This window comes from Mycolicibacterium peregrinum (assembly GCF_001665625.1).
Taxonomy (GTDB): Bacteria; Actinomycetota; Actinomycetes; order Mycobacteriales; family Mycobacteriaceae; genus Mycobacterium; species Mycobacterium peregrinum_B.
Genome location: NZ_LZSY01000032.1, coordinates 26,485 through 50,480 on the forward strand (window position 1 = coordinate 26,485; position 23,996 = coordinate 50,480).

Annotated in this window: 21 protein-coding genes; 9 read left to right on the forward strand and 12 right to left on the reverse strand. The window is 67.1% G+C overall.

The window, feature by feature from the left end:
- Positions 1–20 precede the first annotated feature (20 nt).
- Positions 21–2,186, forward strand: coding sequence for a molybdopterin-containing oxidoreductase family protein (locus A5779_RS05195; RefSeq protein ID WP_064879644.1), 2,166 nt, complete (start codon positions 21–23; stop codon positions 2,184–2,186).
- Here the strand turns inward: A5779_RS05195 and A5779_RS05200 are convergent.
- Complete coding sequence (locus A5779_RS05200) at positions 2,183–2,722, reverse strand: ATP-binding transcription factor AbmR (protein WP_064879646.1); 540 nt, start codon at positions 2,720–2,722, stop codon at positions 2,183–2,185. The two genes, A5779_RS05195 and A5779_RS05200, sit on opposite strands and share 4 nt — an antisense overlap.
- A gap of 76 nt (positions 2,723–2,798) precedes the next feature.
- Positions 2,799–3,002, reverse strand: a complete 204-nt coding sequence (locus tag A5779_RS05205; protein WP_036448363.1) for a hypothetical protein — start codon at positions 3,000–3,002, stop codon at positions 2,799–2,801.
- Between the two features lie 142 nt (positions 3,003–3,144).
- On the opposite strand from A5779_RS05205, the gene A5779_RS05210 reads away from it, so the two are divergent.
- Complete coding sequence (locus A5779_RS05210) at positions 3,145–4,026, forward strand: AIM24 family protein (protein WP_064879648.1); 882 nt, start codon at positions 3,145–3,147, stop codon at positions 4,024–4,026.
- Here the strand turns inward: A5779_RS05210 and A5779_RS05215 are convergent.
- The 6 genes from A5779_RS05215 to A5779_RS05240 form a co-directional block, all read right to left on the reverse strand.
- Positions 4,007–5,266: an MFS transporter gene (locus tag A5779_RS05215; protein WP_064879651.1), complete on the reverse strand. Its 1,260-nt coding sequence runs from the start codon at positions 5,264–5,266 to the stop codon at positions 4,007–4,009. The two genes, A5779_RS05210 and A5779_RS05215, sit on opposite strands and share 20 nt — an antisense overlap.
- Positions 5,263–6,351: a PLP-dependent cysteine synthase family protein gene (locus tag A5779_RS05220; protein WP_064879653.1), complete on the reverse strand. Its 1,089-nt coding sequence runs from the start codon at positions 6,349–6,351 to the stop codon at positions 5,263–5,265. The genes A5779_RS05215 and A5779_RS05220 overlap by 4 nt, the downstream gene beginning before the upstream one ends.
- A 71-nt stretch (positions 6,352–6,422) precedes the next feature.
- Positions 6,423–6,806 (reverse strand): putative copper homeostasis (lipo)protein LpqS, encoded by a 384-nt coding sequence (gene lpqS / locus A5779_RS05225; protein ID WP_064879655.1) that lies wholly within the window; start codon positions 6,804–6,806, stop codon positions 6,423–6,425.
- Entirely contained in the window at positions 6,803–9,019 is a 2,217-nt protein-coding gene (locus A5779_RS05230) for a heavy metal translocating P-type ATPase (RefSeq protein WP_064879656.1), read from the reverse strand. The genes lpqS and A5779_RS05230 overlap by 4 nt, the downstream gene beginning before the upstream one ends.
- Positions 9,016–9,831, reverse strand: a complete 816-nt coding sequence (locus A5779_RS05235; protein ID WP_064879657.1) for a DUF8832 domain-containing protein — start codon at positions 9,829–9,831, stop codon at positions 9,016–9,018. The genes A5779_RS05230 and A5779_RS05235 overlap by 4 nt, the downstream gene beginning before the upstream one ends.
- Before the next feature lie 14 nt (positions 9,832–9,845).
- On the reverse strand, positions 9,846–10,052 hold the full coding sequence (locus A5779_RS05240) for a heavy-metal-associated domain-containing protein (RefSeq protein WP_064879659.1): 207 nt from the start codon (positions 10,050–10,052) through the stop codon (positions 9,846–9,848).
- 98 nt (positions 10,053–10,150) lie between these two features.
- Between A5779_RS05240 and A5779_RS05245 the strand changes: the two genes are divergently transcribed.
- Complete coding sequence (locus A5779_RS05245) at positions 10,151–10,867, forward strand: response regulator (protein ID WP_064879686.1); 717 nt, start codon at positions 10,151–10,153, stop codon at positions 10,865–10,867.
- Positions 10,864–11,967, forward strand: coding sequence for a HAMP domain-containing sensor histidine kinase (locus A5779_RS05250; RefSeq protein WP_064879661.1), 1,104 nt, complete (start codon positions 10,864–10,866; stop codon positions 11,965–11,967). Before A5779_RS05245 ends, A5779_RS05250 begins: the two co-directional genes overlap by 4 nt.
- Here A5779_RS05250 and A5779_RS05255 read toward each other — a convergent pair.
- The 4 genes from A5779_RS05255 to A5779_RS05270 all read right to left on the reverse strand — a co-directional run bounded on the left by A5779_RS05255 (position 11,964) and on the right by A5779_RS05270 (position 16,266).
- The gene (locus tag A5779_RS05255; protein ID WP_064879662.1) at positions 11,964–12,623 is read right to left on the reverse strand and encodes a DUF305 domain-containing protein; all 660 of its coding nucleotides are present in this window, start codon (positions 12,621–12,623) and stop codon (positions 11,964–11,966) included. The two genes, A5779_RS05250 and A5779_RS05255, sit on opposite strands and share 4 nt — an antisense overlap.
- 63 nt (positions 12,624–12,686) lie before the next feature.
- Positions 12,687–13,784 carry an adenylate/guanylate cyclase domain-containing protein gene (locus tag A5779_RS05260; RefSeq protein ID WP_064879689.1) on the reverse strand — a complete coding sequence of 366 codons (1,098 nt, stop codon included), beginning with the start codon at positions 13,782–13,784 and terminating at the stop codon, positions 12,687–12,689.
- A gap of 4 nt (positions 13,785–13,788) precedes the next feature.
- Complete coding sequence (locus A5779_RS05265; RefSeq protein ID WP_064879663.1) at positions 13,789–15,069, reverse strand: GAF domain-containing protein; 1,281 nt, start codon at positions 15,067–15,069, stop codon at positions 13,789–13,791.
- 141 nt (positions 15,070–15,210) lie between these two features.
- Entirely contained in the window at positions 15,211–16,266 is a 1,056-nt protein-coding gene (locus A5779_RS05270) for a 2,3-butanediol dehydrogenase (protein WP_064879664.1), read from the reverse strand.
- A 153-nt stretch (positions 16,267–16,419) separates the two neighbouring features.
- Here A5779_RS05270 and A5779_RS05275 point away from each other — a divergent pair, with 153 nt between their 5' ends.
- The 5 genes from A5779_RS05275 (at position 16,420) to A5779_RS05295 (ending at position 23,744) form a co-directional block, all read left to right on the forward strand.
- Entirely contained in the window at positions 16,420–18,249 is a 1,830-nt protein-coding gene (locus A5779_RS05275) for a flavin-containing monooxygenase (RefSeq protein ID WP_064879666.1), read from the forward strand.
- Positions 18,250–18,331: 82 nt separating this feature from the next.
- Positions 18,332–19,036, forward strand: coding sequence for a polysaccharide deacetylase family protein (locus A5779_RS05280; RefSeq protein WP_064879668.1), 705 nt, complete (start codon positions 18,332–18,334; stop codon positions 19,034–19,036).
- Positions 19,033–19,524, forward strand: coding sequence for a DNA-deoxyinosine glycosylase (locus A5779_RS05285; RefSeq protein WP_064879670.1), 492 nt, complete (start codon positions 19,033–19,035; stop codon positions 19,522–19,524). The genes A5779_RS05280 and A5779_RS05285 overlap by 4 nt, the downstream gene beginning before the upstream one ends.
- A gap of 59 nt (positions 19,525–19,583) precedes the next feature.
- Positions 19,584–20,426 (forward strand): sensor domain-containing protein, encoded by an 843-nt coding sequence (locus tag A5779_RS05290; RefSeq protein WP_082941537.1) that lies wholly within the window; start codon positions 19,584–19,586, stop codon positions 20,424–20,426.
- A gap of 150 nt (positions 20,427–20,576) precedes the next feature.
- The gene (locus A5779_RS05295) at positions 20,577–23,744 is read left to right on the forward strand and encodes an ATP-binding protein (RefSeq protein ID WP_064879674.1); all 3,168 of its coding nucleotides are present in this window, start codon (positions 20,577–20,579) and stop codon (positions 23,742–23,744) included.
- Positions 23,745–23,996 lie beyond the last annotated feature (252 nt).

The window sequence follows — 23,996 nt, forward strand, 5'->3', positions numbered from 1 at the left end:
CAAATTGTAGTGTCACTGTAATGACGACCCGTACCGTGCACACGTTCTGCCGGTACTGCCTCGCCTCCTGCGGCCTTGAGGTGACGGTCGAGGACAATCGCGTCGTCAAGATCGGTCCCGACAAGCTCAACCCGCACACCTGGGGTGATTTCTGCGCGAAGGGCCGCACGGCCGGTCAGGTCGTGGAGCACCCGCGGCGGATCGTGGCGCCGATGCGCCGGGTAGGTGACCGCTACGTCGAGGCGAGCTGGGACGAGGCGATCAGCGACATCGCCCAGCGCATGAACCGGATCATCGACGCCGGGGGCCCGGATGCGGTGGCCGCCTACTACGGCAACCCGGCCGGTTACTCGTCCTCGAACCTCGTATTCATGAACGCCTGGCTGGACGCCGTCGGAACGTACAACCGCTACGCCGTCGGCTCGGTGGACCAGAACGCGCTGCACGTGGTGGCCGAAGCCATGTACGGATCACCACTGATGGTGCCCGTCTCCGATGTCGACAACTGTGACTACTTTCTGATCATCGGCGCCAATCCTGCCGTGAGCGCGTGGAACTGGGTGGAATCGGTGCCGGGCGGCTGGCGCCGGGCATTGGCCCGCCAGAGGCGGGGCGCCCGCATCGTGGTGGTGGACCCGCTCCGCACCGAGAGCGCACAGGCCGCGGACCTCCATCTGCCCGTGCGTCCCGGTACGGATTGGGCGCTGCTACTGGCGATGGTCAAGGTGATTCTCGACGAGGGTCGCGAACACCGCGCCGACTGTGCCGAGCTGGCCGTCGGGGTGGCGGACCTACGTGCGCTGACTGGCGAAGCCGACCTCGACGACCTGGCGGCACGCTGCGATGTCCCCCGCGACGTGATCGAGCGGGTGGCTCGCGAATTCGCCTCGGCGCCAGGGGCGATGGCCATTACCCGTACCGGGGTCTCGCTCCATGCCGCGGGCACCGTGGCGGAATGGCTGGGGCATGTGCTCAACCTGATCACCGGGCGGATGGACCGCCCGGGTGGTCGTCGCTTCGAGCCCGGGTACGTCGACACGCTGCGGCTGGCCGGGTTGGCGGCCACCCGCCCGCACACCAGCCGGGTGGCGGGGCGTGAGCTGGTCGCGGGGGCGCACGCGTTGGCCGAGCTGCCCGACGAGATCGCCACGCCGGGCCGCGGCCAGATCCGTGCCCTGCTGATCAATTCCGGTAACCCGGTGATCTCGGGGCCCGACGGCGCCAGGCTCGACGAGGCTCTGGCTCAGTTGGACCTGCTGGTGGCCATCGATCTGGTGCAACGCGAGAGTCACCGGCACGCGCACTGGCTGCTGCCCGCGGCGCACTGGCTCGAACGCGACGATCTGCTGGCCTTCACCAGCGGTATGCACGACGAGCCGTACGTGCAGTACGGCGGGAAGGCCGTCGAACCGCCGGCCGGCGCCCGCGAGGAGTGGCAGGTGTTCACCGATCTGGCGTTGGCGATGCGCCGCCCGCTGTTCGGCGCCAAGGGCTTCAACGGGTTCATCCGCGCGACCCGGTGGCTGGCGGCGCGGACCCGGCGGCCCAGGTTGGCCTTCGGGCCGCACTGGATGGACCGACTGATCATCCTGACCTCACGCAAGGTCGACGGGCACAAGCTCACCTGGCGCGAGCTCAAAGCTCATCCGCACGGCCTGGTGCTCGGCCCGCGGCAGTTCGGCCGGTTCCGCGAGGCGTTGCGCACCCCGGACCACAAGGTCCATGCGGCTCCCGCCGAGTTCGTGGCCCGAGCCTGTGAACTGCTCGCCACACCGGATCCCGAAGCGCCGGAGGGGTTCCCGTTCCTGCTGGGCAACCGGCGCCGACGGCATTCGATGAATTCGTGGCTGAACGAACTGCCCGGCCTGCATCCGGGCGGCAAGGGAAACGAGGTACTGCTGCACCCCGAGGACGCCGCCGCGCTGGGAATCGCGTCAGGCGACCGGGTTCGGGTGTTCTCACCGACCGGGCGACTGGAGGTGACCGCGGCCCTCAGCGACCGGCCGCGCCGCGGGGTCGTCGTGCTCGATCACGGCTGGGGCTCAGGAGTATTCGACCCCCGTAAGGGCAGCCCACCGGATACCTACGGGGTCAACCGCAACCTGCTGGCCGACCGGACATCGATAGATCCGCTGTCGCAAACATCGGCGCTGGGCTCGGTATATGTGGGAGTCGAGCGACTCTAGGAGCCGGGACCCTCGGCACGCAGATCGTCGACCGCCTTCATCGCGTCGCGCAGCTTGTCCAGCCACTCCTCGGTGTGCTGGCCCACCAGTCGCACGGACCAGGCCAGCGCGTCCGAGCGGGACCGCGCCACACCGGCATCGACCAAGGTGTCGAGTACCTGACGCTCGGGCTGCTTGAGCCGCGTCATCACCGGTACGGCGATGTGCGTGAACAAGATTCGCTCCACATCGTCGCCGTCGCCCACCCCGGTGCCTATTTCCACGCCCCAGGAGACCTTCCGGTCGAAACGGCCCTGAGCCTCGTCGGCGATGCGCATGCGCTCACCGCGCGTCTCCTCCCGGAACCGCGACGCCCGCCCGGAGGCCCGGGCTTTGGTCTCGGCTTCCTCCGGATCAGGAAGCCGGCCTATGACGGTGATCTCTTCACGGTCGACGATCACAGTCGGATCGCCGGTGAACCAGGTGTCGGGCAGGCGGCCCGCGAACCACTCGGCGGCCTCGTCCGCAGACCGGCGATGGTGTTGATGTTTATTCATGATTACATGATTACACCGTTACATCGCTGATGGGACGGCGTTCACCACCGGCGAACGCCAATTCTTGGTTTCCGGTCTAGTTGCGCTTGAGCAGCAGGGCGGCGCCACCGGCCAGGACCAGGGCGACCAGCAGCAACCCCGCCCAGCCCGGGCCGGCGATCCACCACACGGCGCCCAGCACGATGATCGCCGGTGACACGGCGAACAGCACCATGCCGGGGTGCTGCTTCAAGACCGCGAGCGCACCCTGGGCACGGAGCGGGTCGATTTCCTTTGCCATGGCACCAGAATGCCAGGGGTTCGCCCCGTTCGTGACGCTGTGGCAGCGCCGCGGCAAAAATTTCGCCACCTGGCTACGAACGCAACCTGAAAGCACCGGTCGGACACCGTTCAGATCGGTGCTCCATCTGTAGCCTGAGGCGATGACTGTGAACGGAACCCCGCAACCCGGTTGGCTGCCTGATCCCGAGGGCCACTACGAATACCGGTGGTGGGACGGGCAATCCTGGACCGATCAGGTATCCCATCAGGGCCAGGCCGGCCGCGCGCCGATGGGAGCAACGCCGCAGCGACCGCAGGCGCAGCAGGCACAGGTTCAGCAGGCACAGGTTCAGGCCCAGCCCCAGGGTGGCGGGTTCGCCGGCATCAGCGGCGAACTCGTCGACGGCCGGTTCAGCGAGAAAGAGGCGACGCCGATCGCCAACCAGAACAAGAAGATGCTGCGGGTCCGCCTGGGTGACCCGTTCATGGCCCGGCAGGGTTCGATGGTCGCCTACCAGGGCAACGTCGACTTCGCCTTCGAGGGCGGCGGCGCATCGAAGTTCATCAAGAAGGCCCTCACCGGCGAAGGTCTTCCGCTGATGCGCTGCCAGGGTTCCGGCGATGTGTTCCTGGCCGATCAAGGTTTCGACGTGCACCTGCTGCAGCTGTCCAACTCGGGTCTGTCGGTCAGTGGCAAGAACGTGCTGGCCTTCTCGTCGAGCCTGGACTGGAACATCGAACGGGTCCGCGGCGGCAGCATCGCCACCGGCGGCCTGTTCAACACCACACTGCGCGGCACCGGATGGGTAGCGCTGACGACCGACGGTCCGCCGGTCGTGCTCGACGCCGCCGAAGCCCCGACCTACGCCGACACCAATGCCGTGGTGGCCTGGTCGGCACACCTTCAGACTCAGCTCAAGACGAGTTTCAAGGCGGGCGCGCTGATCGGCCGGGGTTCCGGCGAGGCCGTGCAGGTCTCGTTCCACGGCAACGGATTTGTGATCGTGCAGCCCTCGGAGGGCGTCACCGTTCCGATGCAGTGAGCGACGCGGGCGCCAGCTTCCCGCCGTCCCTCGTCAACGCATAGAGCGCCGCCGCGGACCTCGCCGAGCTGGTGTGGCTGGGCCTCATAGCGATCGGGCTGGTGTCCGCGGCGCGCGCGGCACCGATCAACGAGCCGGTGGCCAGGTTGCCCAGCAGGATCCCGACGCCGACGACGGTGTTGTAGAACCCGTAGTGGGTGGCGACCAGTCGATCTCCCGACAGCGCCACGACGGTGTCCATCTCGAACGGGAACACCGCGGCCGAGCCCAGCGCCAGCAGTGCCGACGAGACGAGCAGTGCCGCCACCGCAGCGGCCGGCCCGAACCGGTCGCCGTCGGGCACCACCGCCATCGGAACAAAGGCCGCCGCCAGCACCAGCAGGCCCACCACCAGGCTGCGCCGCGGCCCCCAGCGGTCGGCGAACCACCGCGTGATCCGTAGCTGGCCACCCACCGCGATCAGACCGGACACCACGAATATCGCTGCCACCAGTGCGGTCTCGTTTCCGGGGCGCAGCTGTGCCGCCTGCAGCGGCAATGCCAGATACACCTGGAACGACAGTACGTAGGAGCCGATCATCGCCACTGCGAACAACACGAACCCGCGGTTGGCGACGACGCTACGCCAATCCTCCAACACCGAACTCCGCTGCTCGGCAGGCTCGGCACGGTGCCGCGGCAGTGCCAGCAGCTGAGCCACGGTCAGCACCGCGAACACCCCGGCCGCAACTCCGGCAGTCACCCGGAAATCGAAGGCCAGCAACGCCATTCCGGCCAGCGGACCCAACAGGATTCCGGCCTGGTAGAACACGTTGAAGGTGGCGAAGGCCTCGACCCGCCGGTCACCGGCGTCGGCGGCCAGATACGCCCGCACCGCGGGGTTGAACAGGGCCCCGGCGAAACCTGTTGCCGCCGAGGCGATGAGCATCGCCGGCAACGAGTCCGCGATAACGAGCAGCCCGAACCCCGCGGTGCGCAACAGACACCCGGCGACGATCAGCGGCTTGTACCCCAGCCGGTCGGCCAGAGTGCCGCCGACGATGAACATGCCCTGCTGCGAGAAATTCCGCACGCCCAGCACGAGCCCCACCGCCCACGCGGCCAGACCGAGCGGGCCGGCCAGATAGCCGGCCAGGTACGGCATCAGCATGTAGAAGCCCAGGTTGATGCCGAACTGATTGACCATCAACAACCGACTCGGCAGGTCGAAACTACGGAACTGTGCGATGAGTCCGCTCATCCGGCGACCGCCATCGGGTCGGTGACCGTCTCGCAGCGGGTCCAGGACTGCACCACGCGATCGCCTGGAGTGTCGATCGTCTCGGGTTCATCGGCCGGTTGGTGCTCGAGCAGACCGAGATCACGGCAGTAGTCGTCGTTGTAAACCGTGTCGAAGTACCGCTGTGGGCCGTCAGGGAACACCGCGGCAATCGTGGTGCCCGGCGGATGGTTTCGTGCCGCCCAGCCGGCCACCAGACCGACCGCCCCGACGCTCCATCCCCCGCTGGCGTAGTACGTCGACGCCAGCGTCCGGGCGGCCCACACCGCGTCGGCCGGAGTCACCCAGTGGACCTCGTCGAACGCGCCGTAGTCCACATTGCGGGGATAGATGCTCGAGCCGAGGCCCCGCATGACGCGGGTCGCGGCAGGCTGACCGAAGATGGTCGAGCCGATCGTGTCCACGCCGATCAGGCGCAGGTCCGGGTTGAGTTCCCGCAGGACCCGCGCCACGCCGGCCGAATGCCCGCCCGTTCCGACCGAGCAGACCAGCACGTCGACCCGGCCGATCTGCGCGTTCAGTTCCAATGCGAGCGGCCGATAGGCCTCGACGTTGTCCGGGTTGTTGTATTGGTCCGGGTACCACGAAGTGTCGTCGGCCGCGAGCAGTTCGGCCACCCGGTCCCGTCGGGCCTGCTGCCAGCCTCCGGTGGGGTGTGGTTCGGTGACCGTCGAAACCTCGGCACCGTAGGCGGTCAACATGCGCTCGATGATGGGCTCAAGGCCCGGATCGGTCACCAGGGTCACCGGATGGTGATAGATCGTTCCGGCGAAGGCGAGCCCCAGCCCCAATGTGCCACTGGTTGATTCGATGATGCGGCCACCGGGTTTCAGGTCACCTCGAGCCCGGGCCTGCTCCACCATGTGCATGGCGGGGCGATCCTTCATCCCCCCAGGATTGAAGCCCTCGAGCTTGGCCCAGAATCCGCGCCCGGCATCGGCGAACGGAGTGGACACCCACAGGGTGGGAGTGTGGCCGACCATGGTGTTGGGCCCACGGTTTCGGCGCAGAACGTGGAAAGAACGGGTGGACAGGGCATGGTTCATGGATTCGTCGATTCTGTATCGGACCGCGCAGAGCGCGGCGACTGACCTGGACAGCGTCAAGACGCTGTCTGTCAGCGGCGCGCGATACAGATCCGGAGCAGCAGTGCTTGCCCGGCGAGTGGGATCCGATGACGGTCAGGTGGACCCCGCTGCGCCCGAACGGCGGCACACCCGCACAGCACCGCGCAGCCGACGATGAGAACAACCATCGAGAACGCCGCCACGGCAAGGTAATTCCTCGGGAGCACGGCGGCGGTGAATCCGTCCGGCATGTGGGAAGGGGCATCGTCCCCGATATGAGGGTGATCGAGCGTCAGCTCACCACTGTCGAAACCGATTGCCGCAGCGACCGGGTGCGGCAGGTGTGCCGGGTGATCGTGATCGGTGATCTTGGCCAGCCCGGCAAAGGCGGCCGCCCACAGGACGATCGCCATCAGGGCCGCGAGCGACTTCATCGGAAACGTCTCAGCCGCAGGCTGTTACTGACCACGAACACCGACGAGAACGCCATCGCCGCACCGGCAAGCATGGGGTTGAGCAGTCCGGCCGCCGCCAGCGGCAATGCTGCGACGTTGTAGGCGAAGGCCCAGAACAGATTCCCCTTGATGGTGGCCAGCGTGCGCCGGGACAGCCGGATGGCGTCGGCGGCGGCCCGTAGGTCACCACGCACCAGCGTCAGATCGCTGGCCTCGATCGCCACGTCGGTGCCGGTTCCCATGGCCAGGCCGAGGTCTGCCTGAGCCAATGCCGCGGCGTCGTTGACACCGTCGCCGACCATGGCCACCACCCGGCCCTCGTCCTGCAGCCGTTTGACCACATCGACCTTGTCCTGTGGCAGTACCTCGGCGTAAACCTCGTGCACGCCGACCTGTTCGGCGATGGCATGCGCTGCTGCCTCGTTGTCGCCGGTCAGCATGATCGGCTCCAGACCGAGGCCGCGCAGCTGCTCGATCGCCTCCTTGGAGGTGGGCTTCACCGCGTCGGCGACCACCAGCACGGCACGCGCCTGGCCGTCCCACCCGACGGCAATGGCGGTGCGGCCCTGGCTCTGCGCCTCGCGCATCGCGGTGTCCAGGTTCGGGGGCAACTGCTGTCCCCAATCGGCGAGCAGTTGACGTCGCCCGACCACGAGGGCGTGGCCGTCGACGACGCCCTGTACCCCGAGGCCCGCCACGTTGGCGAAATCCTCGACCGAGGGGAGCTCGCCCAGCTTGTCGCGGGCGCCCTTGGCGATGGCCCGGGCGATCGGATGCTCGGAGCCGTCCTCGACCGCGCCGGCCAACCGCAGCACCTCGGCGGGATCCTCACCGGCGGCGGTGATCACGTCGAGCAGTGTCATCGCCCCGGTGGTCACCGTCCCGGTCTTGTCCAGCACCACGGTGTCCACGTGGCGGGTCGACTCGAGAACCTCGGGCCCCTTGATCAGGATGCCGAGCTGGGCGCCGCGGCCGGTACCGACCAGGAGCGCGGTCGGGGTGGCCAGGCCCAGCGCGCACGGGCAGGCGATGATCAGCACCGCCACCGCGGCGGTGAACGCCGCGGCCACCGATCCGCCGGTGCCCAACCAGAACCCGAGCGTGCCCACCGCGAGCGCGATGACGATCGGCACGAAGACCGCCGACACCCGGTCCGCGAGGCGTTGTGCCTGCGCTTTTCCGGATTGCGCGTCCTCGACCAGCTGCGCCATCTGGGCCAGCTGGGTGTCGGATCCGATCCGCTTGGCGCGCACCACGAGCCGGCCGCCGACGTTGACCGTGGCACCGACGACCTGGTCGCCGGCTTCCACTTCGACCGGAACCGATTCGCCGGTGAGCATCGAGGCATCCACCGCCGACGAGCCCTCGACCACCTCTCCGTCGGTGGCGATCTTCTCGCCGGGACGGACCACGAATTCGTCGCCCACAGACAGTGACTCGATGGGAATGCGTTGTTCCACACCGTCTCGGAGAACGGCGACGTCCTTGGCACCGAGCTCCAGCAACGCACGCAGGGCCGCGCCGGCGCGCCGCTTGGAACGCGCCTCGAAGTACCGGCCGGCCAGAATGAAGGTGGTGACGCCTGCGGCGACCTCAAGGTAGATGTTGCCGGTGCCGTCGGTCTGCGAAATCGCCAGCGAGAACGGATGCGTCATGCCCGGCATCCCGGCGGTGCCCCAGAACAGCGCGTACAGCGACCAGCCGAATGCCGCGATGGTGCCCATCGAGATGAGCGTGTCCATGGTGGCGGTGCCGTGCCGCAGATTCGTCCATGCCGCGCGATGGAACGGCAGCGCGCCCCACACCACGACCGGCGCGGCCAGCGTCAGCGAGAGCCACTGCCAGTTGGTGAACTGCAGCGCCGGGACCATCGCCATGGCCACCACCGGGATGGTCAGCGCCGCCGAAACCATGAGCCGGGTGCGCAGTGCCGCGGTCGGATCGTCCTCAGGATGATGCTCGGCCGACTCGGTGGCAGGCAATTGTGCTGTGTAGCCTGCGGTTTCGACGGCTTCGATCAGCTGTTCGGGCGTCACCTCGCCCGCGACGTCGACGGTGGCCTTCTCGGTGGCGAAGTTCACCGTCGCGGTGACGCCGTCGAGGTTGTTGAGCTTCCGCTCGATACGTCCGGCACATGAGGCACACGTCATCCCACCGATCTCCAGTACGACGTGGCCGGTGGCGGTGCTCACGGTGCCCCCTCAACGGTGAATTCGGCGGTGTGCACCGCGTCGCGATGCTTGAAATCCAGGAACAACCGGTACTCACCGGCGCTGGGAAGTGTGGCGTGAAAGGCGATCTGAGGGCCCGGCGCAGTGGCGGGGTCGGCGGCATCACTCATCGGATGGACGTGCAGGTACTCCAGATCCGACGCGCGTAGCGCGACCAGGTGCCCGTAGGCGCCCAGGTACGGCTGCAGGTCGGTCACCGGCTTGCCGTCCCGGCTGACCGACAGGGTCAGCTCCGACGGCTGCCCGGCCTTGGCCACCCCGGCGAGCGTGACCGCATATCCGTCGACCATGGCGATGTCGGCAGGCGCGGGCAGCGGTTGCTGCTGGTACCTGCCGGCGACGTTCAGGTCCGCGCCGAGGGTGACCGCATGACCGTCGCCCGGCACGAAGTCGGCGAACACCCGGTAGTCCCCGGGCTCGGCCAGATCCAGCGGAACAGTCCACGTGCCCGATTCGTCGAGCACCGGATGCACATGCTGGTAGCCGGCGAGGTCGCGCCGTACCACGATCAGATGAAGCAGTTTTTCGTGGCTCTCGACGTACTCGGTCACCGGCGCGCCCGCGCTGTCGACGATCTGGAACCGCAGTGGCACCGTGCCGCCGGCGGGCAGTGCGGCCTCATCGAGTTGGAGCGTGTACGCCGCGGCGTGATCGGAGTCGTGGCCGGCAGTCGGGGCGCTGCTCGGCGTGACCGCCGAGCCCAACCCGAACGACACGGCGAACACCACGACGAGTCCGACGACGAACCCGATGAGCTTCTGCGGCGCACTCATGATCGACTGTGGTCTCAGCTCGCGACGGCGTAGCCGGCCTCGGCGACCGCATCGCTGATGGCGGACGGATCCAGCTGGTTCTCGCTACCGATGGTCACCAGCCCGGTCGACAGATCAACATCGACGGTGCGCACACCGGGGATGCCGCCGACCTCTTCACGTACCGACGTGGCGCAGTGCCCGCAGGTCATGCCGGTGACGGTGACAGTCTGGGTATTCATCAATTTCCTCCTGAACCAGCTTGGCAGTCGTCTCATACTATACCCCCCTAGGGTATTAATTTCCTATGGTCCCCGTCCCACTCCTGCACTATGGGCTGATGCAGCACGTACCGGGTGGCTACCGGGCCCTGGTGGTCGACGACGAGGCCCCGCTCGCCGAGGTCATCGCCAGCTATCTGACCCGCGATCAATTCGAGGTCACCGTCGCCCACGAAGGGGCCGAGGCGCTGCGCCTGGCCCGCGAGGTCGACCCCGACGTGGTTGTCCTGGACCTCGGCCTGCCCGGCATCGACGGTGTGGAAGTCTGCCGACAATTGCGTACGTTCTCCGACGCCTACGTGGTGATGCTGACCGCCAGAGACACCGAGACGGACACCATCGTCGGCCTGTCGGTGGGCGCCGACGACTACATGACCAAACCGTTCAGTCCGCGGGAACTGGTGGCCCGAGTGCGGGCCATGCTGCGCCGACCCCGCGTCCCCTCCCCCGCGGCGGCCGACGGCCGGGTGTTCGGCGCGCTGCGCATCGACGTCGACGGACGCCAGGTTTTCCTCGATGACGAACCGATCATGCTGACGCGCACCGAATTCGACGTGCTTGCCGCTCTCTCGGCCCGGCCCGGAGTGGCACTCAGCCGTCGCCAACTCCTCGAATCCGTATGGGAAACCACCTATGTCGGTAACGAACACCTCGTCGACGTCCATATCGGTCACCTCCGCCGCAAACTCGGCGACGACCCGGCCGACCCGCTGTACGTGATCACCGTGCGCGGCGTCGGATACCGCATGGGCACGGTGCAGGACGGCCGGCGATGACCGTCGGTCTGCGCACCCGGCTGCTGTCGGCCCAGGCCCTGGTTCTGGTCGCGGGTGCCGGCACCACCGGGCTGGTGGCCGCCGTCGTGGGGCCGCCGCTGTTCCGCGAACATCTGCACCGCGCAGGGGTTTCCGGCGACTCGGCCGAGCAGATGCACGCCGAGGAGGCGTACGTCTATGCCACGGCCATCTCGATCGCGGTCGCGTCCTGCGTCGCGATACTGGCGGCCCTGATCGTTACCTGGTATGTCGGTAGGCGGCTGCAGCGATCCCTGACCGAGGTGACCCGGGCCGCGACAGCCATCGCCGACGGCCACTACGACTCGCGGGTGCCACCGGCCCATCTCGGTGACGAATTCGACTCCCTGGCCAGCTCTTTCAACCAGATGGCCGGACGACTGGAGGCTGTCGACGCCGGTCGTCGCCGGCTGTTCAGCGACCTTGCTCATGAGATCCGCACCCCGGTTTCGGTATTGGAGGCCTACTTCGAGGCCATCGAGGACGGCGTGAGAACCCTTGACCCCGAGACCGTCACGATGCTGCGCCAGCAGACCCACCGGCTGGTCCGGTTCGCCGGCGACGCTGCCGCCCTGGCCAAGGCCGAGGAGAGCCCAGCCACGATCACCCCGGTACCGGTCGCGACACGCACTGTGGTGGCGGCCGCCGTAGCCGCAGCGCAGGACCGGTTCGACGAGAAGGGCGTGACCTTGCGGTCCCAGGTCGCCGAGGACCTGCCGGCGTTGTGGGCCGATCCGCACCGGCTGGCCCAGATTCTGGGCAACCTGCTCGACAACGCGCTGCGACACACTCCGGCAGGAGGACAGGTGACGATCGGCGCCACCACCGGTCCCGAGAGCGGCACCCTGACGCTGACCGTGACAGATACCGGCGAGGGCATCCCCGCCGAGCACCTGCCCCATGTCTTCGAACGCTTCTATCGGGCCGACACTGCACGCGACCGCGACCACGGCGGGTCAGGCATCGGGCTGGCGATCGTGAAGGCCCTGGTCGAAGGGCACCGCGGACGGATCGAGGTGAGCAGCCCGGCGACCGGCGCGGGTACCGGGACCACCTTCACGATCATCCTGCCGACCAGCTAGAGCGAACCCAGGATCTGGCGCATGGTGTCGATCTCCTGCTGCTGCGTCTTCACGATGGTGCGGGCCATCTCGACCGCGGCGGGATACTGACCGTCCTTGATCTCATCCTGAGCCATGGTGATCGCGCCCTCGTGGTGGGCGATCATGTGCGTCAGGTACAGCTTGGCCGCCTCGGCGCCCTGCGCGTCGCGCAGCGCGGTCATGTCGGCCTCCGACACCATGCCCTGCATCGCGGGCATGTCGCCCTGCCCCATGTTGCCGTGGCCCATGTCGCCATGGCCCTGCTGCGGCATCGGGGGCATCGGCGGGTTACCCCACTGCGTCAGCCAGCCCTGCATCTGCGCGATCTCGGGAGCCTGCGCACCCTTGATCTGGGTTGCCAGTTCGGTCACCCGCGCGTCGATGCCCTGCTTGGCCAGCAGCACGTCGCTCATCTCGACTGCCTGCTGATGGTGCGGAATCATGTGCTGGGCGAACATCACATCAGCGTCGTCGTGCGCTGAGTTGTCCGCTTCACCCGGCGCCTGCGGGCTCGCCGCCGTCGCCGAGGTGGCGGTGGTCGCATCGGCCGCCCCGTCGGTGGACTGGTTGCTACAGCCGGCCACCAGGGCCGCCGCCACGACCGCGCCGGCACCCAGCATCATCAGTTTCGTCATGCCTCAAGGTTCCCCAGGCTCGATGTGGCTGTCCTAGTCGTTCGATGAAGATTCGATAAAGGTCTACGCGATCCGGGCGCGGAACAGCTTGACGTCGTTCTTGACGCCCTTGAGGTGGCGGGCTCCGGCGAACGACCAGCTGAACCGGTCCCCCTCACCGACCGCGGTCCGGGTGGACTCCGCCACGAGTACGGTCCCGGGCCGGGCCGCCCCGGTAACCCGACTGGCCAGATTCACCGAACCCCCGAACCAGTCTCCGGCCCGGCTCACCGCAGGCCCGGTCGCCAGACCGACGCGCAGCCGCGGGAACTCGTCGTCGATTTCGGTGACGGCCACCAACCGCAGTGCCGCTTCCAGAAGCGCCGCCGCATCGGTGCTGACGAGCATCACCGCATCGCCGATCGTCTTGATCAACCGCACCGGGCCCACCGCCACCTCGTGAGCCGCCTCAGCCAGCCGATTCGCCAGCCGCTCAAGGTCTTCGGGCTGTACCACCTCGCCCAGCCGGGTGAACCCCACGATGTCGGCGAACGCGATGGTGACCACCCGCGCACCGGGGAGCGGAACCCCCTCGGCTCGCTCGGATGCGCTGACCGCCTCGGTCTCCATCGCATGGCGCAATTGCACGAACAGCATGTCAGAGATCATCGGACCGATCAGCGGGGCCGCCTCGGCCACCAGCGCCTCACTGGCCTTGGCGGTTTCCAATTCCGTTGCCGCCGGTGTCAATACCGCCGCCAGCGCGGCGTAGCGCATCACCTCGGCGGCCCGGCTGAGCCCCTCGGAGAGCACCCGGGTGATCTGCACGATCTGATCCGGGTCGATACCCAGTTCCAGGAAGCGCTCGGCGAAGCCCACCGCTTCGGCGTCGGCCCGCAACAGCACCGCAGCGTCCGGATCCTCGACCGTCGCCAGCCCCATCGCCCGCTGCAACCGCTGCACCAGCTCGATGTCCAGCCCTGTTTGCTCGCTGATCTCGCGGGTCGACACGTAGGTGCCGTCATCTCCGGCAACCCGGCGCGAGGCGAGCAGCATCGGGGTGCCGGCCTGGCGGATCTGATCGGCGCTGATGCCGCGAGCCAGAAGCCATTCGACCAGCTCGGCGCGCTGCGCACCGGCCTCGCCGTCGAGTCCGTCCAGGAGTGTGGGGTCGGCCGTCATCAGGTCAAGGTATACCGCGCACGGCATGCACCGCCGGAGCCGTCGACGAGGTGAGCAACATCGACATGTCCTGTGGGTACCGAACGTCCACGACCACCGAATCCCCGAACCGGTAGGGCCTACCCGCCACGAGGCCGGCGAACTGCTTACGCAGGCGCGACATTTCGGCACGCACGGTCACCACTCGCGACCGGTCACCGTAGAGATCCTCGGCGAGTTCCGGTGCCGACCGGCCCTGCTCACTGGTCGCCAGCACCAGCAGGATCTCTGCATGGCGACTGGAGATGCTGCGCCGCCAATTGCCGAACTGGCCGGCCATCTCCAGCGAAGGCTCCCCGTCACGCAGGTCGAGGATGACCTTCGATGGCGCCGCCGTGGACTCCGCGTCGTCCGCCACCCGGACCAGCCACCCACCCGGCAACGACTCCACATCGCACATGCCCAGCGGCGGGATCCACACGCGGCCAGGTAAACCATTCTCGGGCAACAGAATCCGATTGTGCATCGGCAATGACGCCACGGCCGCCACCCAGCCTTCGGCGTCGACCGCCAGCGCCGGACCACCCACCCTGGCCAGCATCGGGGCGGCGACTGCGCGCAGCTGGTTCAACGTCCGGTCGTGCGCTTCGCGGAGCTGGGATTCGGCCAGCCGCGCCACCAGATCCACCAGGGCCACCGTCGTCGGGTGCACCGTCGGAGCCGGGCCCGACACGTCGACCACCCCGATCACCTGCCCGGTGCGCGGATCGCGGATCGGGGCACCGGCGCACGTCCACGGGTGGTGACTGCGCAGGAAGTGCTCGGCCGAGAAGATCTGCACCGCGCGATGGGAGGCCAGCGCGGTGCCGATGCCGTTGGTGCCCACCGCGTTCTCACTCCAGGACGCACCCTCGATGAAACCCAGCCGGTCGGCGAGGCCCAGCACCCGCGGCGATCCGGACCGCCACAGCACCCGACCGCGGGCATCGGCGATGACCAGGATGTTGTCGCCCTCTTCGATCACCGATTCGAGCCCGCGCGTGACCTCGTCGAGTACCGACATGAGCCCCGACTGTTGCCTGAGCAAGTCGAGCCCGGTGGTCTCGACGCGGGGCGGAATGTGATGGTCGGGGTTGATCCCCTTGGCCCGCAACCTGTTCCAGGAATCTTCGATGACCGAACGCGGACGCGCGGGCGCGCGGTCACCTGACATGGTCGCGTCGTACACCGCCGACAACAGCATCGCGTAACGCCGCGGGTCCTCACCAGAGGAAACCGCGGGCTCGGGTACCGACGAACCAGCCATCACCGCCGATTGTGCTCCACATCACTACATGACGCCACGAAAGCCCTCCGATCGACGAACTGACCCTCACGTCAAATTCGGCCGGGCATGCTCGAATGTTTTTGCTTTGTCAGCTATTTCAGGCCGCCTTGCCGTGCGATATCACGATGCACCTGCGCTCGGGTCGACCAGAACCTTCATCTTCTTACCTGCATGCAGAGCCTCGAATCCCTCGTCGATCACGTCGTCGATGGCAATGGGAGTAACCCACCCCTTCGGGTCGTACAGCCCCTGCGCCATGAGATCGATGACCGCCTCGAAGTCGGCCGAGGTGTAGCAGAGGGAGCCCTGGATCCTGGATTCGTTCATCACCAGGTTGAGCAGCGGTGTCGCGAGCGGTTTCTCGTAGATCGCGACACTGATCGTCGGCCTGCGCGCCCCCACGCATGCTGTCGCCGCGGCGATGGCCGGCGCGACTCCGGCAGCGTCATACGCCGCGTCGGCACCCCGGCCGTCGGTGCGATCGGCGATGAACGCGGGAACGTCGGTGGCGGTCGGATCCAGGGTCCTGGCCCCGAGCGTCTCGATCGCCGCGCGCCGGGTGGGCGACGGCTCCACCACGAACACGTCGTCGAGACCCTTGCCGCGCAGCGCAAACCAGAGGCCGATGCCGATCGGCCCGGCCCCGAAGATCACCGCAGTATGCAGCGGACCAACCTCCCCGAGCGTCGCGGCGTGGTAGGCGACCGACATCGGTTCGACCAACGCGCCCAGCTCAAGCGACACGTTGTCGGGCAGGCGGTGCAACATGTCGGCCGGAACGACGGTGTACTCGGCCATGCCGCCGTCGGACATCAGGCCGTGGAAACCGATCTGCCGGCAGACGTTGTAGGTACCGGCCCGGCACGGTGCGCAATTGCCACATCGGTAAATGGGCTCGATCGCAACCCGGTCGCCGGGCGCATACCCGGTGACACCGGCACCGACCTCGGTGATGGTCCCGGAGAACTCGTGCCCCATGGTCAGCGGCAACTGCCTGCCGGTCAACGGATGCGGCTCGGTGGGCACAAAAATCGGGCCCGCGTAATATTCGTGCAGGTCAGTGCCACAGATTCCATTGAAACCGACTTTGATCTTGACGGTGCCGGGCGTGGGGTCGGGCTCCGGGACATCGGCGATCTCGACCTTGTTCGGTCCGTAGTACACGGCTGCTTTCATGGTGGATGTTTCTATGCCCACGCCCCTGCACGTCGTAAGGGTTGCAAGGCGTTGCGATGTCTCCCCGCAGGTCTTTTCGCACGCAAATGCCTGTTGCGATGCAACCCCGTGCAACCCTTGTTGCCGTGTTGGACACGGTGTGGGCTGGGCCACATGACACAGACCACCGCCGCACCGCTGACCACACTGTCACCGCAGGAACGGGTTGACACCTGGCTGGCCGACTTCGAGTCCGCGCTCGCTGACCGGGACATCGAACGCGTCGTGGCGAAGTTCGCGACCGACAGCTTCTGGCGGGATCTGGTCTCGTTCACCTGGAACCTCAAGACCGTCGAGGGCCACGAGGGCATCACCGACATGCTGGCCGCGCGGCTGAACGACACCGATCCCTCGGGATTCCGGACGGCGGAAACCCCCACCGAGGACTTCGACGGCGAGCACGTCATCACCTCGGCATTCATCGAGTTCGAGACCTCGGCGGGACGCTGCAAGGGCCACCTGCGGCTGCGCGACGAACTGGGCTGGACCCTGTTGACCACGCTGCAGGAACTCAAGGGCCACGAGGAGCACAAGGGCACCAACCGGCCGTTGGGCGCGATTCACGGCTCGGATCCAGACACTCGCTCGTGGTCCGAGAAGCGTCTCGACGAGGAGCTCACCCTGGGCTACTCCCAGCAGCCCTACACCCTGGTCATCGGCGGTGGGCAGGGCGGCATCGCCCTCGGCGCCAGGCTGCGCCAACTCGGGGTGCCCGCCATCGTCGTCGATCAACACGAACGCCCCGGCGATCAGTGGCGCAAACGCTACAAGTCGCTGTGCCTGCACGACCCGGTCTGGTATGACCACCTGCCGTATCTGCCCTTCCCGGCGAACTGGCCGGTGTTCGCCCCCAAGGACAAGATCGGCGACTGGCTCGAGTTCTACACCCGGGTAATGGAAGTGCCGTACTGGAGCTCGACCACCTGCCTGTCCGCCACCTACGACGAACACGAACAGCGATGGACCGTCGAGGTCAACCGCAACGGCGAAGCGGTGACCCTGCGGCCCGTGCAACTCGTGCTCGCGACGGGCATGTCGGGCAAGCCCAACATTCCGACGCTGCCCGGCCAGGAAGTGTTCCGGGGCGAGCAGCACCATTCCAGCCACCACCCCGGCCCGGACCGGTACCTCGGCAAGCGCGCAGTAGTGATCGGCGCCAACAACTCCGCCCACGACATCTGTAAAGCGTTGTACGAGAACGACGTCGACGTGACGATGATCCAGCGATCCTCTACCCACATCGTCAAGTCGGACTCACTGATGGAGCTGGGCCTGGGCGCCCTGTACTCGGAACGCGCAGTGGCTGCCGGAATGACCACCGAGAAGGCGGATCTGACCTTCGCGTCACTGCCGTATGCCATCATGGCCGACTTCCAGCGGCCCATCTACGACGCGATCCGCCAGCGCGACAAGGACTTCTATGCGCGACTGGAAGCCGCCGGATTCGACCTGGACTTCGGCGACGACGACTCCGGCCTGTTCATGAAATACCTGCGCCGCGGCTCGGGCTACTACATCGACGTCGGCGCCTGCGAACTGGTCGCCGACGGCAGCATCAAACTCGCCCACGGCGAGGTCGACCGGCTGACCGAAAACTCGGTGATCCTGGCCGACGGCACCGAACTCCCCGCCGACGTAGTCGTGTACGCCACCGGGTTCGGATCGATGAACGGCTGGGCGGCAGACCTGATCAGCCAGGAAGTCGCCGACCGGATCGGCAAGGTGTGGGGTCTGGGTTCCGGCACCACCAAGGACCCCGGTCCATGGGAAGGCGAACAACGCAACATGTGGAAGCCCACCCAACAGCCCAACCTGTGGTTGCACGGCGGGAATCTGCACCAATCCCGGCACTATTCGCTGTATCTGGCGTTGCAGCTCAAGGCCCGCTACGAAGGCCTGGCAACGCCGGTGTACGGACTGCAGGAGGTCCATCACCTGAGCTGACGACTTACGACATGGCGCCCCGAACGTGACTCCCCCCACGCCGTTCGGGGCGCCCGCGTGTGCGCGGGGTATACATGCGAGGGTGCGTCGATGGTTGTGGAGTCTCGCCGTTCTGCTGATCGTCGCCGTTACCGTGTTCGCCGCCGGGTACTGGGTGTCGAAGTCACGCACCTTCGCCCTCACCGGGCACCTGGTGCACCGGGTCGACACCTCGGCCAAGGTCGTCGCCCTCACTTTCGACGACGGTCCAACCACGCATACCCCTGAGGTGCTGCGGATGCTCAGCGACGCCGGGGTTCGAGCCACCTTCTATCTCACCGGTGCAGAATTGAGCACTGCACCGCAGTTCGGCACCGCGATCGCCACGGCAGGCCACGAGATCGGCAACCACAGCTACTCGCATCGACGGATGGTGCTGACGGCGCCGGCCACCGTCGCCGACGAGATCGAACGCACCGACACCGCGATCCGTGCCACCGGGTACGGGGGCCCGATCACCTTCCGCCCGCCGTACGGCAAGAAGCTCTGGACACTGCCGCACTACCTGTCCACCCATGATCGGACGATGGTCACCTGGGACGTCGAACCTGATTCGTCTTCCACGGCTGATGCCGATGCGATCGTGGCCGAGACCGTTTCCGAGGCACGGCCGGGCTCGATCATCCTGTTGCATGCCATGTATGACAGCCGCGCTCCCTCGCGTGCCGCAGTACCCCGGATCATCGACGAATTACGCTCGGCCGGTTACCGATTCGTCACCGTATCCGAACTTCTGGCCGGCCCGTGACGGAGCTCCTGCACGGACTGGACCCCCTCGTCGGGCAGCGGCCCCGGGTACTGATCCTCGGAAACATGCCGAGCGTGATGTCGTTGGCCTCGGGCCAGTACTACGGCAATCCACGCAACGCGTTCTGGCGAATCACCGGGGCGCTGTTCGGGTTCGATGCCGATGCGCCCTATCCAGATCGTGTTGATGCCCTGCTCACGCACCGGGTGGCGGTGTGGGATGTGCTCCGGTCCTGCCGGCGAGTGGGCAGCCTGGATTCGGCTGTCGAGCGGGACAGCATGGTGCCCAACGACTTTGCGGAATTCTTCGCCGCGCACCACACTCTGGAGCGAGTGGTGTTCAACGGGGCTGCCGCCGAGACCAACTACCGGCGCCTGGTCGGCACTCCCCCGTCGCCAAGCGCGCGGGCCCCCTCGACCAGTCCCGCCCAGACCATGCGCTTTGAGGGCAAACTGGCGGCCTGGCGGGCAGTACTGGAGACAAGCTGACAATATTCAGCGGTTGATCACCTGTTGCGACCCAATCGACCGTTACGCTTTCCGCCACCATGACATATCCACCGCAAAGTCCGTGGCCGCCTCAGCCGCCGCCCTGGCCACCCGTCCCCGTGCCCCCGGCCGCACCCGCGCCGCGGCGTGGCAACAAGACCGTCGCCTGGGTGATCTTGGGAGTGGTGGTCTGTGCCCTACTCGTGGCGGGACTCATGTACTTTCTCGGCACCGGGGAGCAGACCAAGACGGTCAAGGATTCCGCTCTCCAGCGCACCCTGCTGACGCCTGCCGAAGCAGGCAACATATTGGGAACCCCATCGCTCGTAGGGGACCCCAATTACGACGACGGGGCCGTTCAGTCCACCTGGGACACCGAGCGCGGGAATGATCCGTGCGTGATCGGCGATCCGGCCACGGCGGGTTGGTACCAGGACACCGGTTCGACGGCGGTACGCAGGCAGTTCCTGCAATCCCCCGAAGGGGACGGAACCGGGCCGGAAATGTTGTTCGACCAGGCGGTGATCGCATATCCCGATACCGACACCGCGCGCAAGGTGGTTGAGGACATTCGAGGCAAATGGCAGCAATGCGTCGGCCAGGACGTGACCCAGACCGTTCCAGGCGAAGATCCATGGCCCTGGCATATCGGTGACGTCTCGGAGAGCGATGGCGTGGTCGTGTCGTACGCAACGGACCTCAGCGATGACGCCAACGGCTGGGTATGCCACTTCGGCATGGCACCGCGACACAACGTGGTGGTCCAGACACAGGTGTGCGGCACTACGGCCAACGCGGATTTCATCGGACAACTGGTGGCCGAGATGAGCCAGAAGGTTGACACCGTCGCGGAATCGCACAAAACGCGTCATCGCCATTTCCGATTCGGACGGCACCACTAGGCGCCTACCGGTCCGGCGTCGGCGCAGGTAGTTGCTCGATTCGTCGTTGCTGCGGAAAAGGCCCATCGTGACGGTGGGCCATCCCCGCCCCTTCGGCGTTGCTGCGTTCTATTCTCGATGCAGCAGGTTCTCCGATGGCGGGGGCTTCGAATGACGGAAACTGCGACGTGCCGCACGTGTGGCACCGAACCGCGGGCCGGCGCCCGGTACTGCGATGCGTGCGGCGCACCCGTCACATCGACTCCGGGCGCCGAATACAAGCAGGTCACCGTCTTGTTCGCCGATGTCGTCCGGTCCATGGACATCGCAGCGACCCTGGGCGCCGAACGGCTCCGCGAGATCATGAGCGACCTGTTCAACCACTCCGCCTCCGTGGTCCGTCGATACGGCGGCACCGTCGACAAGTTCACGGGTGACGGCATCATGGCCATCTTCGGCGCACCGGTTGCGTTGGAAGACCATGCTTTTCGGTCCTGCCTGGCCGCGCTCGAAATCCTGCAGGAGACCGCCCTGCTGGCGGTGCAGGTGACTGCCCGCGACGGCCTCGATCTGCAGCTTCGCATCGGTCTGAGCTCAGGTCAGGTCATCACCGGGGAAGTCGGCACCGACACGATGAGCTACACCGCGATCGGTGAGCACGTGGGCATGGCCCAGCGCATGGAATCGGTCGCGCCGCCCGGCGGAGTGATGCTCACCGAGTCGACCGCACGCCTGGTCGAAGACACCATGATGCTGGGCGAGGCTGAGATGGTCCAGGTCAAGGGAGCCGAGCACCCGATCCAAGCCCGCCGGCTGCTGGAACTCAATTCCGCCCACAACCTGCTCCATGTCGGAGGATCGACCCTGGTCGGCCGAGGCTGGGAATTGTCCGCCCTAGAGGGCATCCTCGAACGTTCGATCCAGGGCCACGGCAGCATCGTCCTGTTGGTGGGAGGACCCGGTATCGGCAAGAGCCGACTGGTCAGCGAACTCGCGGCAAAGGCCGCCGCACGCGGGGTGCCGGTGCACTCCACGTTCTGCGAGTCCCACACCAGTGAAATCCCATTTCATGCCATCACCGGCCTGCTGCGGGCGGGATTCGGCGTGGCAGACCTCGACCGTGAGGCGGCCCGCTCGAAGCTCCGAGACCAGGTTCCCGACGACACCACAGAGAGCCTGGAGTTACTCGACGACCTGCTCGGCATCGGCGACCCCGACGTCGTTCTGCCGATGATCGACCCAGATGCCCGGCGGCGGCGCCTCACCACCCTGGTCAACGCCGCGTCGCTGGCACGGAGCGCCCCGGCGGTCTACGTCGTCGAGGATGCCCACTGGATCGACGGGGTCAGCGAATCGATGCTGTCGGATTTCCTGTCGGTGACACCGCAGACGCCGTCCCTGGTCGTCATCACCTACCGCCCCGAATACCACGGTGCGTTGAGCCATGTCCATGGCGCCCAGACCATAGTGCTTGCACCACTGGATGATTCAGAGACCTCGGCCTTGATCAACGAGATGCTGGGGACCGGCGACGGGGTCGCCGACCTGACCGACACCATCGCCGGGCGCGCCGCGGGCAACCCGTTCTTCGCCCTCGAGATCGTGCGCGACCTGGCCGAACGGGGCCTGCTCCACGGCGAACGCGGAGCCTATGTGCTGTCCGACGGGCAGGGCCGGGTGAGCGTGCCTGCCACGCTTCAGGCCACCATCGCCGCGCGGATCGACCGGCTGGACCCGGCGGCCAAGCGAACGCTCAGCGCCGCTGCGGTGATCGGGTCCCGGTTCAGCGCGGGGCTGTTGGCCTGCCTGGACACCGAACCCATCTTCGAGGATCTGATCGAGGCCGAGCTGATCGATCAGGTGCAGTACACGCCCTACGCGGAGTTCGCATTCCACCACCCGATGGTGCGGACTGTCGCCTACGAATCACAGCTGAAATCCGATCGCGCCGAACTGCACCGGCGCCTCGCCGACACCATCGCCGCACGCGAACCCGAACTGGCCGACGAAAACGCTGCCTTGATCGCCGAACACCTGGAGGCCGCCGGCGACCTGCATGCGGCATACAACTGGCACATGCGCGCCGGAGCATGGGCGAACAACCGCGATACCGCCGCAGCCCAGATGTGCTGGGAGCGTGCCCGCCAGATCGCCGACCTGCTGCCCGCCGACGATCCGGACCGGCCCGCGATGCGAATAGCTCCTCGTACTCTCGTGTGCGGCAACGGTTTCCGCAGCAAGGTCACTGTCTCCGGCGCCCGGTTCGAGGAACTGCAGGAGCTGTGCGAGGCCGCCGGAGACAAAGCCTCGCTGGCCATCGGCATGGCCGGGCTGACCGGTGAACTGATGCTGCAGGGCCGGGTGCGCGACGCGTCACGACAGGTTTCCGAGCACATGACCCTGATCGAATCCATCGGCGACCCTGCGCTCACCGTCGGCTTGTCGGCGACCCCGATCTCGCTCAAGATCGAGAGCGGCGAAATGGGTGAGGTGCTGCGCTGGTCGCAGATGGCCATCGATATGGCCGACGGCGACGCGACCAAGGGAAATTTCATCGTCGGCTCACCGCTGGCAGCGGCCTTCGCAGCGCGCAGCATCGCCAAATGGGCTCTGGGCCTTGATGGTTGGCGTGCCGACCTCGATCATGCACTCGCCATGGCTCGCAACACCGACAGGTTCACCCACGCTCTCGTCATCACCTGGACGTACTTCACCACGGTGTCCTGCGGGGTACTGCTCGCCAGCGACGAAGCGCTGCGGGACATCGACGGGGCGCTGCAGATCACCGAAGGGGCCGGCGACGACATCGCGCTCGGCCTGGCGCGGGTGACCATGGGATACGCCCTGCTGAACCGAGATTCGCCGGCCGACCGCGAGCGAGGATTGACCATCCTCGGCCAGGTTCGCCAGATGTGCGTGAGCGGACGGTTCTATATGTCCGAGCTGGTCGGCATCGATGTGTACACCGCGCGAGAACGGGCCAAGCGCGGAGACCGGGCCGGGGCCATCCGGGTGCTACGCGAAGCGATCGACGACCTCTTCCACAGCGGGCAGCTTCCGTACAACATCTTGGCGACCGGGATCCTCGCCGAGGCCCTGCTGGACCGCGGCGCCGAGGGCGATGTGGCCGAGGCCGAGGCGGCGATCGCCAGACTGGCGGCGACCCCCGCCGAGGACGGCCTGATCATTCGCGACATCATGCTGCTGCGGGTCCGGGCACTCATCGCCCGCGCCAAGGGCGACGACGCGAGCTACCGCACATACCGTGACCAGTACCGCGATATGGCGACCCGGCTCGGCTTCCAGGGGCATATGGCACAGGCCGCCGCACTGCCCTGACTGGGCTGCATTCGGTGATGCGCGGCCGTCTGCCTCGAGTCGCGGTCCAGTGCAACGTAATCGACTGTCGCTGTGGATGAATCGTGCGCTGTGGATAACCCCTCGGCGTGTCAGTGGATCGGCGTAGTGTCGAACACATGTTCGAGGCTGATTCCGATGTGGCGCTGATCGACAAGATCAGTGGCGCGGCGCGGGCGGAGTCGGCGGCGATCGCGGGGCGGCTGGCCGCGATCGGGGCGTTGGACAGTCTGC

Bases quoted from the DNA above. Each gene is read 5' to 3' on its own strand.
- A5779_RS05270 (WP_064879664.1), bottom strand. From the start codon at position 16,266: ATGAAAGCAGCCGTGTACTACGGACCGAACAAGGTCGAGATCGCCGAT.
- A5779_RS05210 (WP_064879648.1), top strand. From the start codon at position 3,145: ATGACTGTGAACGGAACCCCGCAACCCGGTTGGCTGCCTGATCCCGAG.
- A5779_RS05235 (WP_064879657.1), bottom strand. From the start codon at position 9,831: ATGAGTGCGCCGCAGAAGCTCATCGGGTTCGTCGTCGGACTCGTCGTG.
- A5779_RS05260 (WP_064879689.1), bottom strand. From the start codon at position 13,784: ATGACGGCCGACCCCACACTCCTGGACGGACTCGACGGCGAGGCCGGT.
- A5779_RS05200 (WP_064879646.1), bottom strand. From the start codon at position 2,722: ATGAATAAACATCAACACCATCGCCGGTCTGCGGACGAGGCCGCCGAG.
- A5779_RS05295 (WP_064879674.1), top strand. From the start codon at position 20,577: ATGACGGAAACTGCGACGTGCCGCACGTGTGGCACCGAACCGCGGGCC.
- A5779_RS05245 (WP_064879686.1), top strand. From the start codon at position 10,151: ATGCAGCACGTACCGGGTGGCTACCGGGCCCTGGTGGTCGACGACGAG.
- A5779_RS05250 (WP_064879661.1), top strand. From the start codon at position 10,864: ATGACCGTCGGTCTGCGCACCCGGCTGCTGTCGGCCCAGGCCCTGGTT.
- A5779_RS05220 (WP_064879653.1), bottom strand. From the start codon at position 6,351: ATGAACCATGCCCTGTCCACCCGTTCTTTCCACGTTCTGCGCCGAAAC.
- A5779_RS05195 (WP_064879644.1), top strand. From the start codon at position 21: ATGACGACCCGTACCGTGCACACGTTCTGCCGGTACTGCCTCGCCTCC.
- A5779_RS05290 (WP_082941537.1), top strand. From the start codon at position 19,584: ATGACATATCCACCGCAAAGTCCGTGGCCGCCTCAGCCGCCGCCCTGG.
- A5779_RS05265 (WP_064879663.1), bottom strand. From the start codon at position 15,069: ATGGCTGGTTCGTCGGTACCCGAGCCCGCGGTTTCCTCTGGTGAGGAC.
- A5779_RS05215 (WP_064879651.1), bottom strand. From the start codon at position 5,266: ATGAGCGGACTCATCGCACAGTTCCGTAGTTTCGACCTGCCGAGTCGG.
- lpqS (WP_064879655.1), bottom strand. From the start codon at position 6,806: ATGAAGTCGCTCGCGGCCCTGATGGCGATCGTCCTGTGGGCGGCCGCC.
- A5779_RS05240 (WP_064879659.1), bottom strand. From the start codon at position 10,052: ATGAATACCCAGACTGTCACCGTCACCGGCATGACCTGCGGGCACTGC.
- A5779_RS05255 (WP_064879662.1), bottom strand. From the start codon at position 12,623: ATGACGAAACTGATGATGCTGGGTGCCGGCGCGGTCGTGGCGGCGGCC.
- A5779_RS05205 (WP_036448363.1), bottom strand. From the start codon at position 3,002: ATGGCAAAGGAAATCGACCCGCTCCGTGCCCAGGGTGCGCTCGCGGTC.
- A5779_RS05275 (WP_064879666.1), top strand. From the start codon at position 16,420: ATGACACAGACCACCGCCGCACCGCTGACCACACTGTCACCGCAGGAA.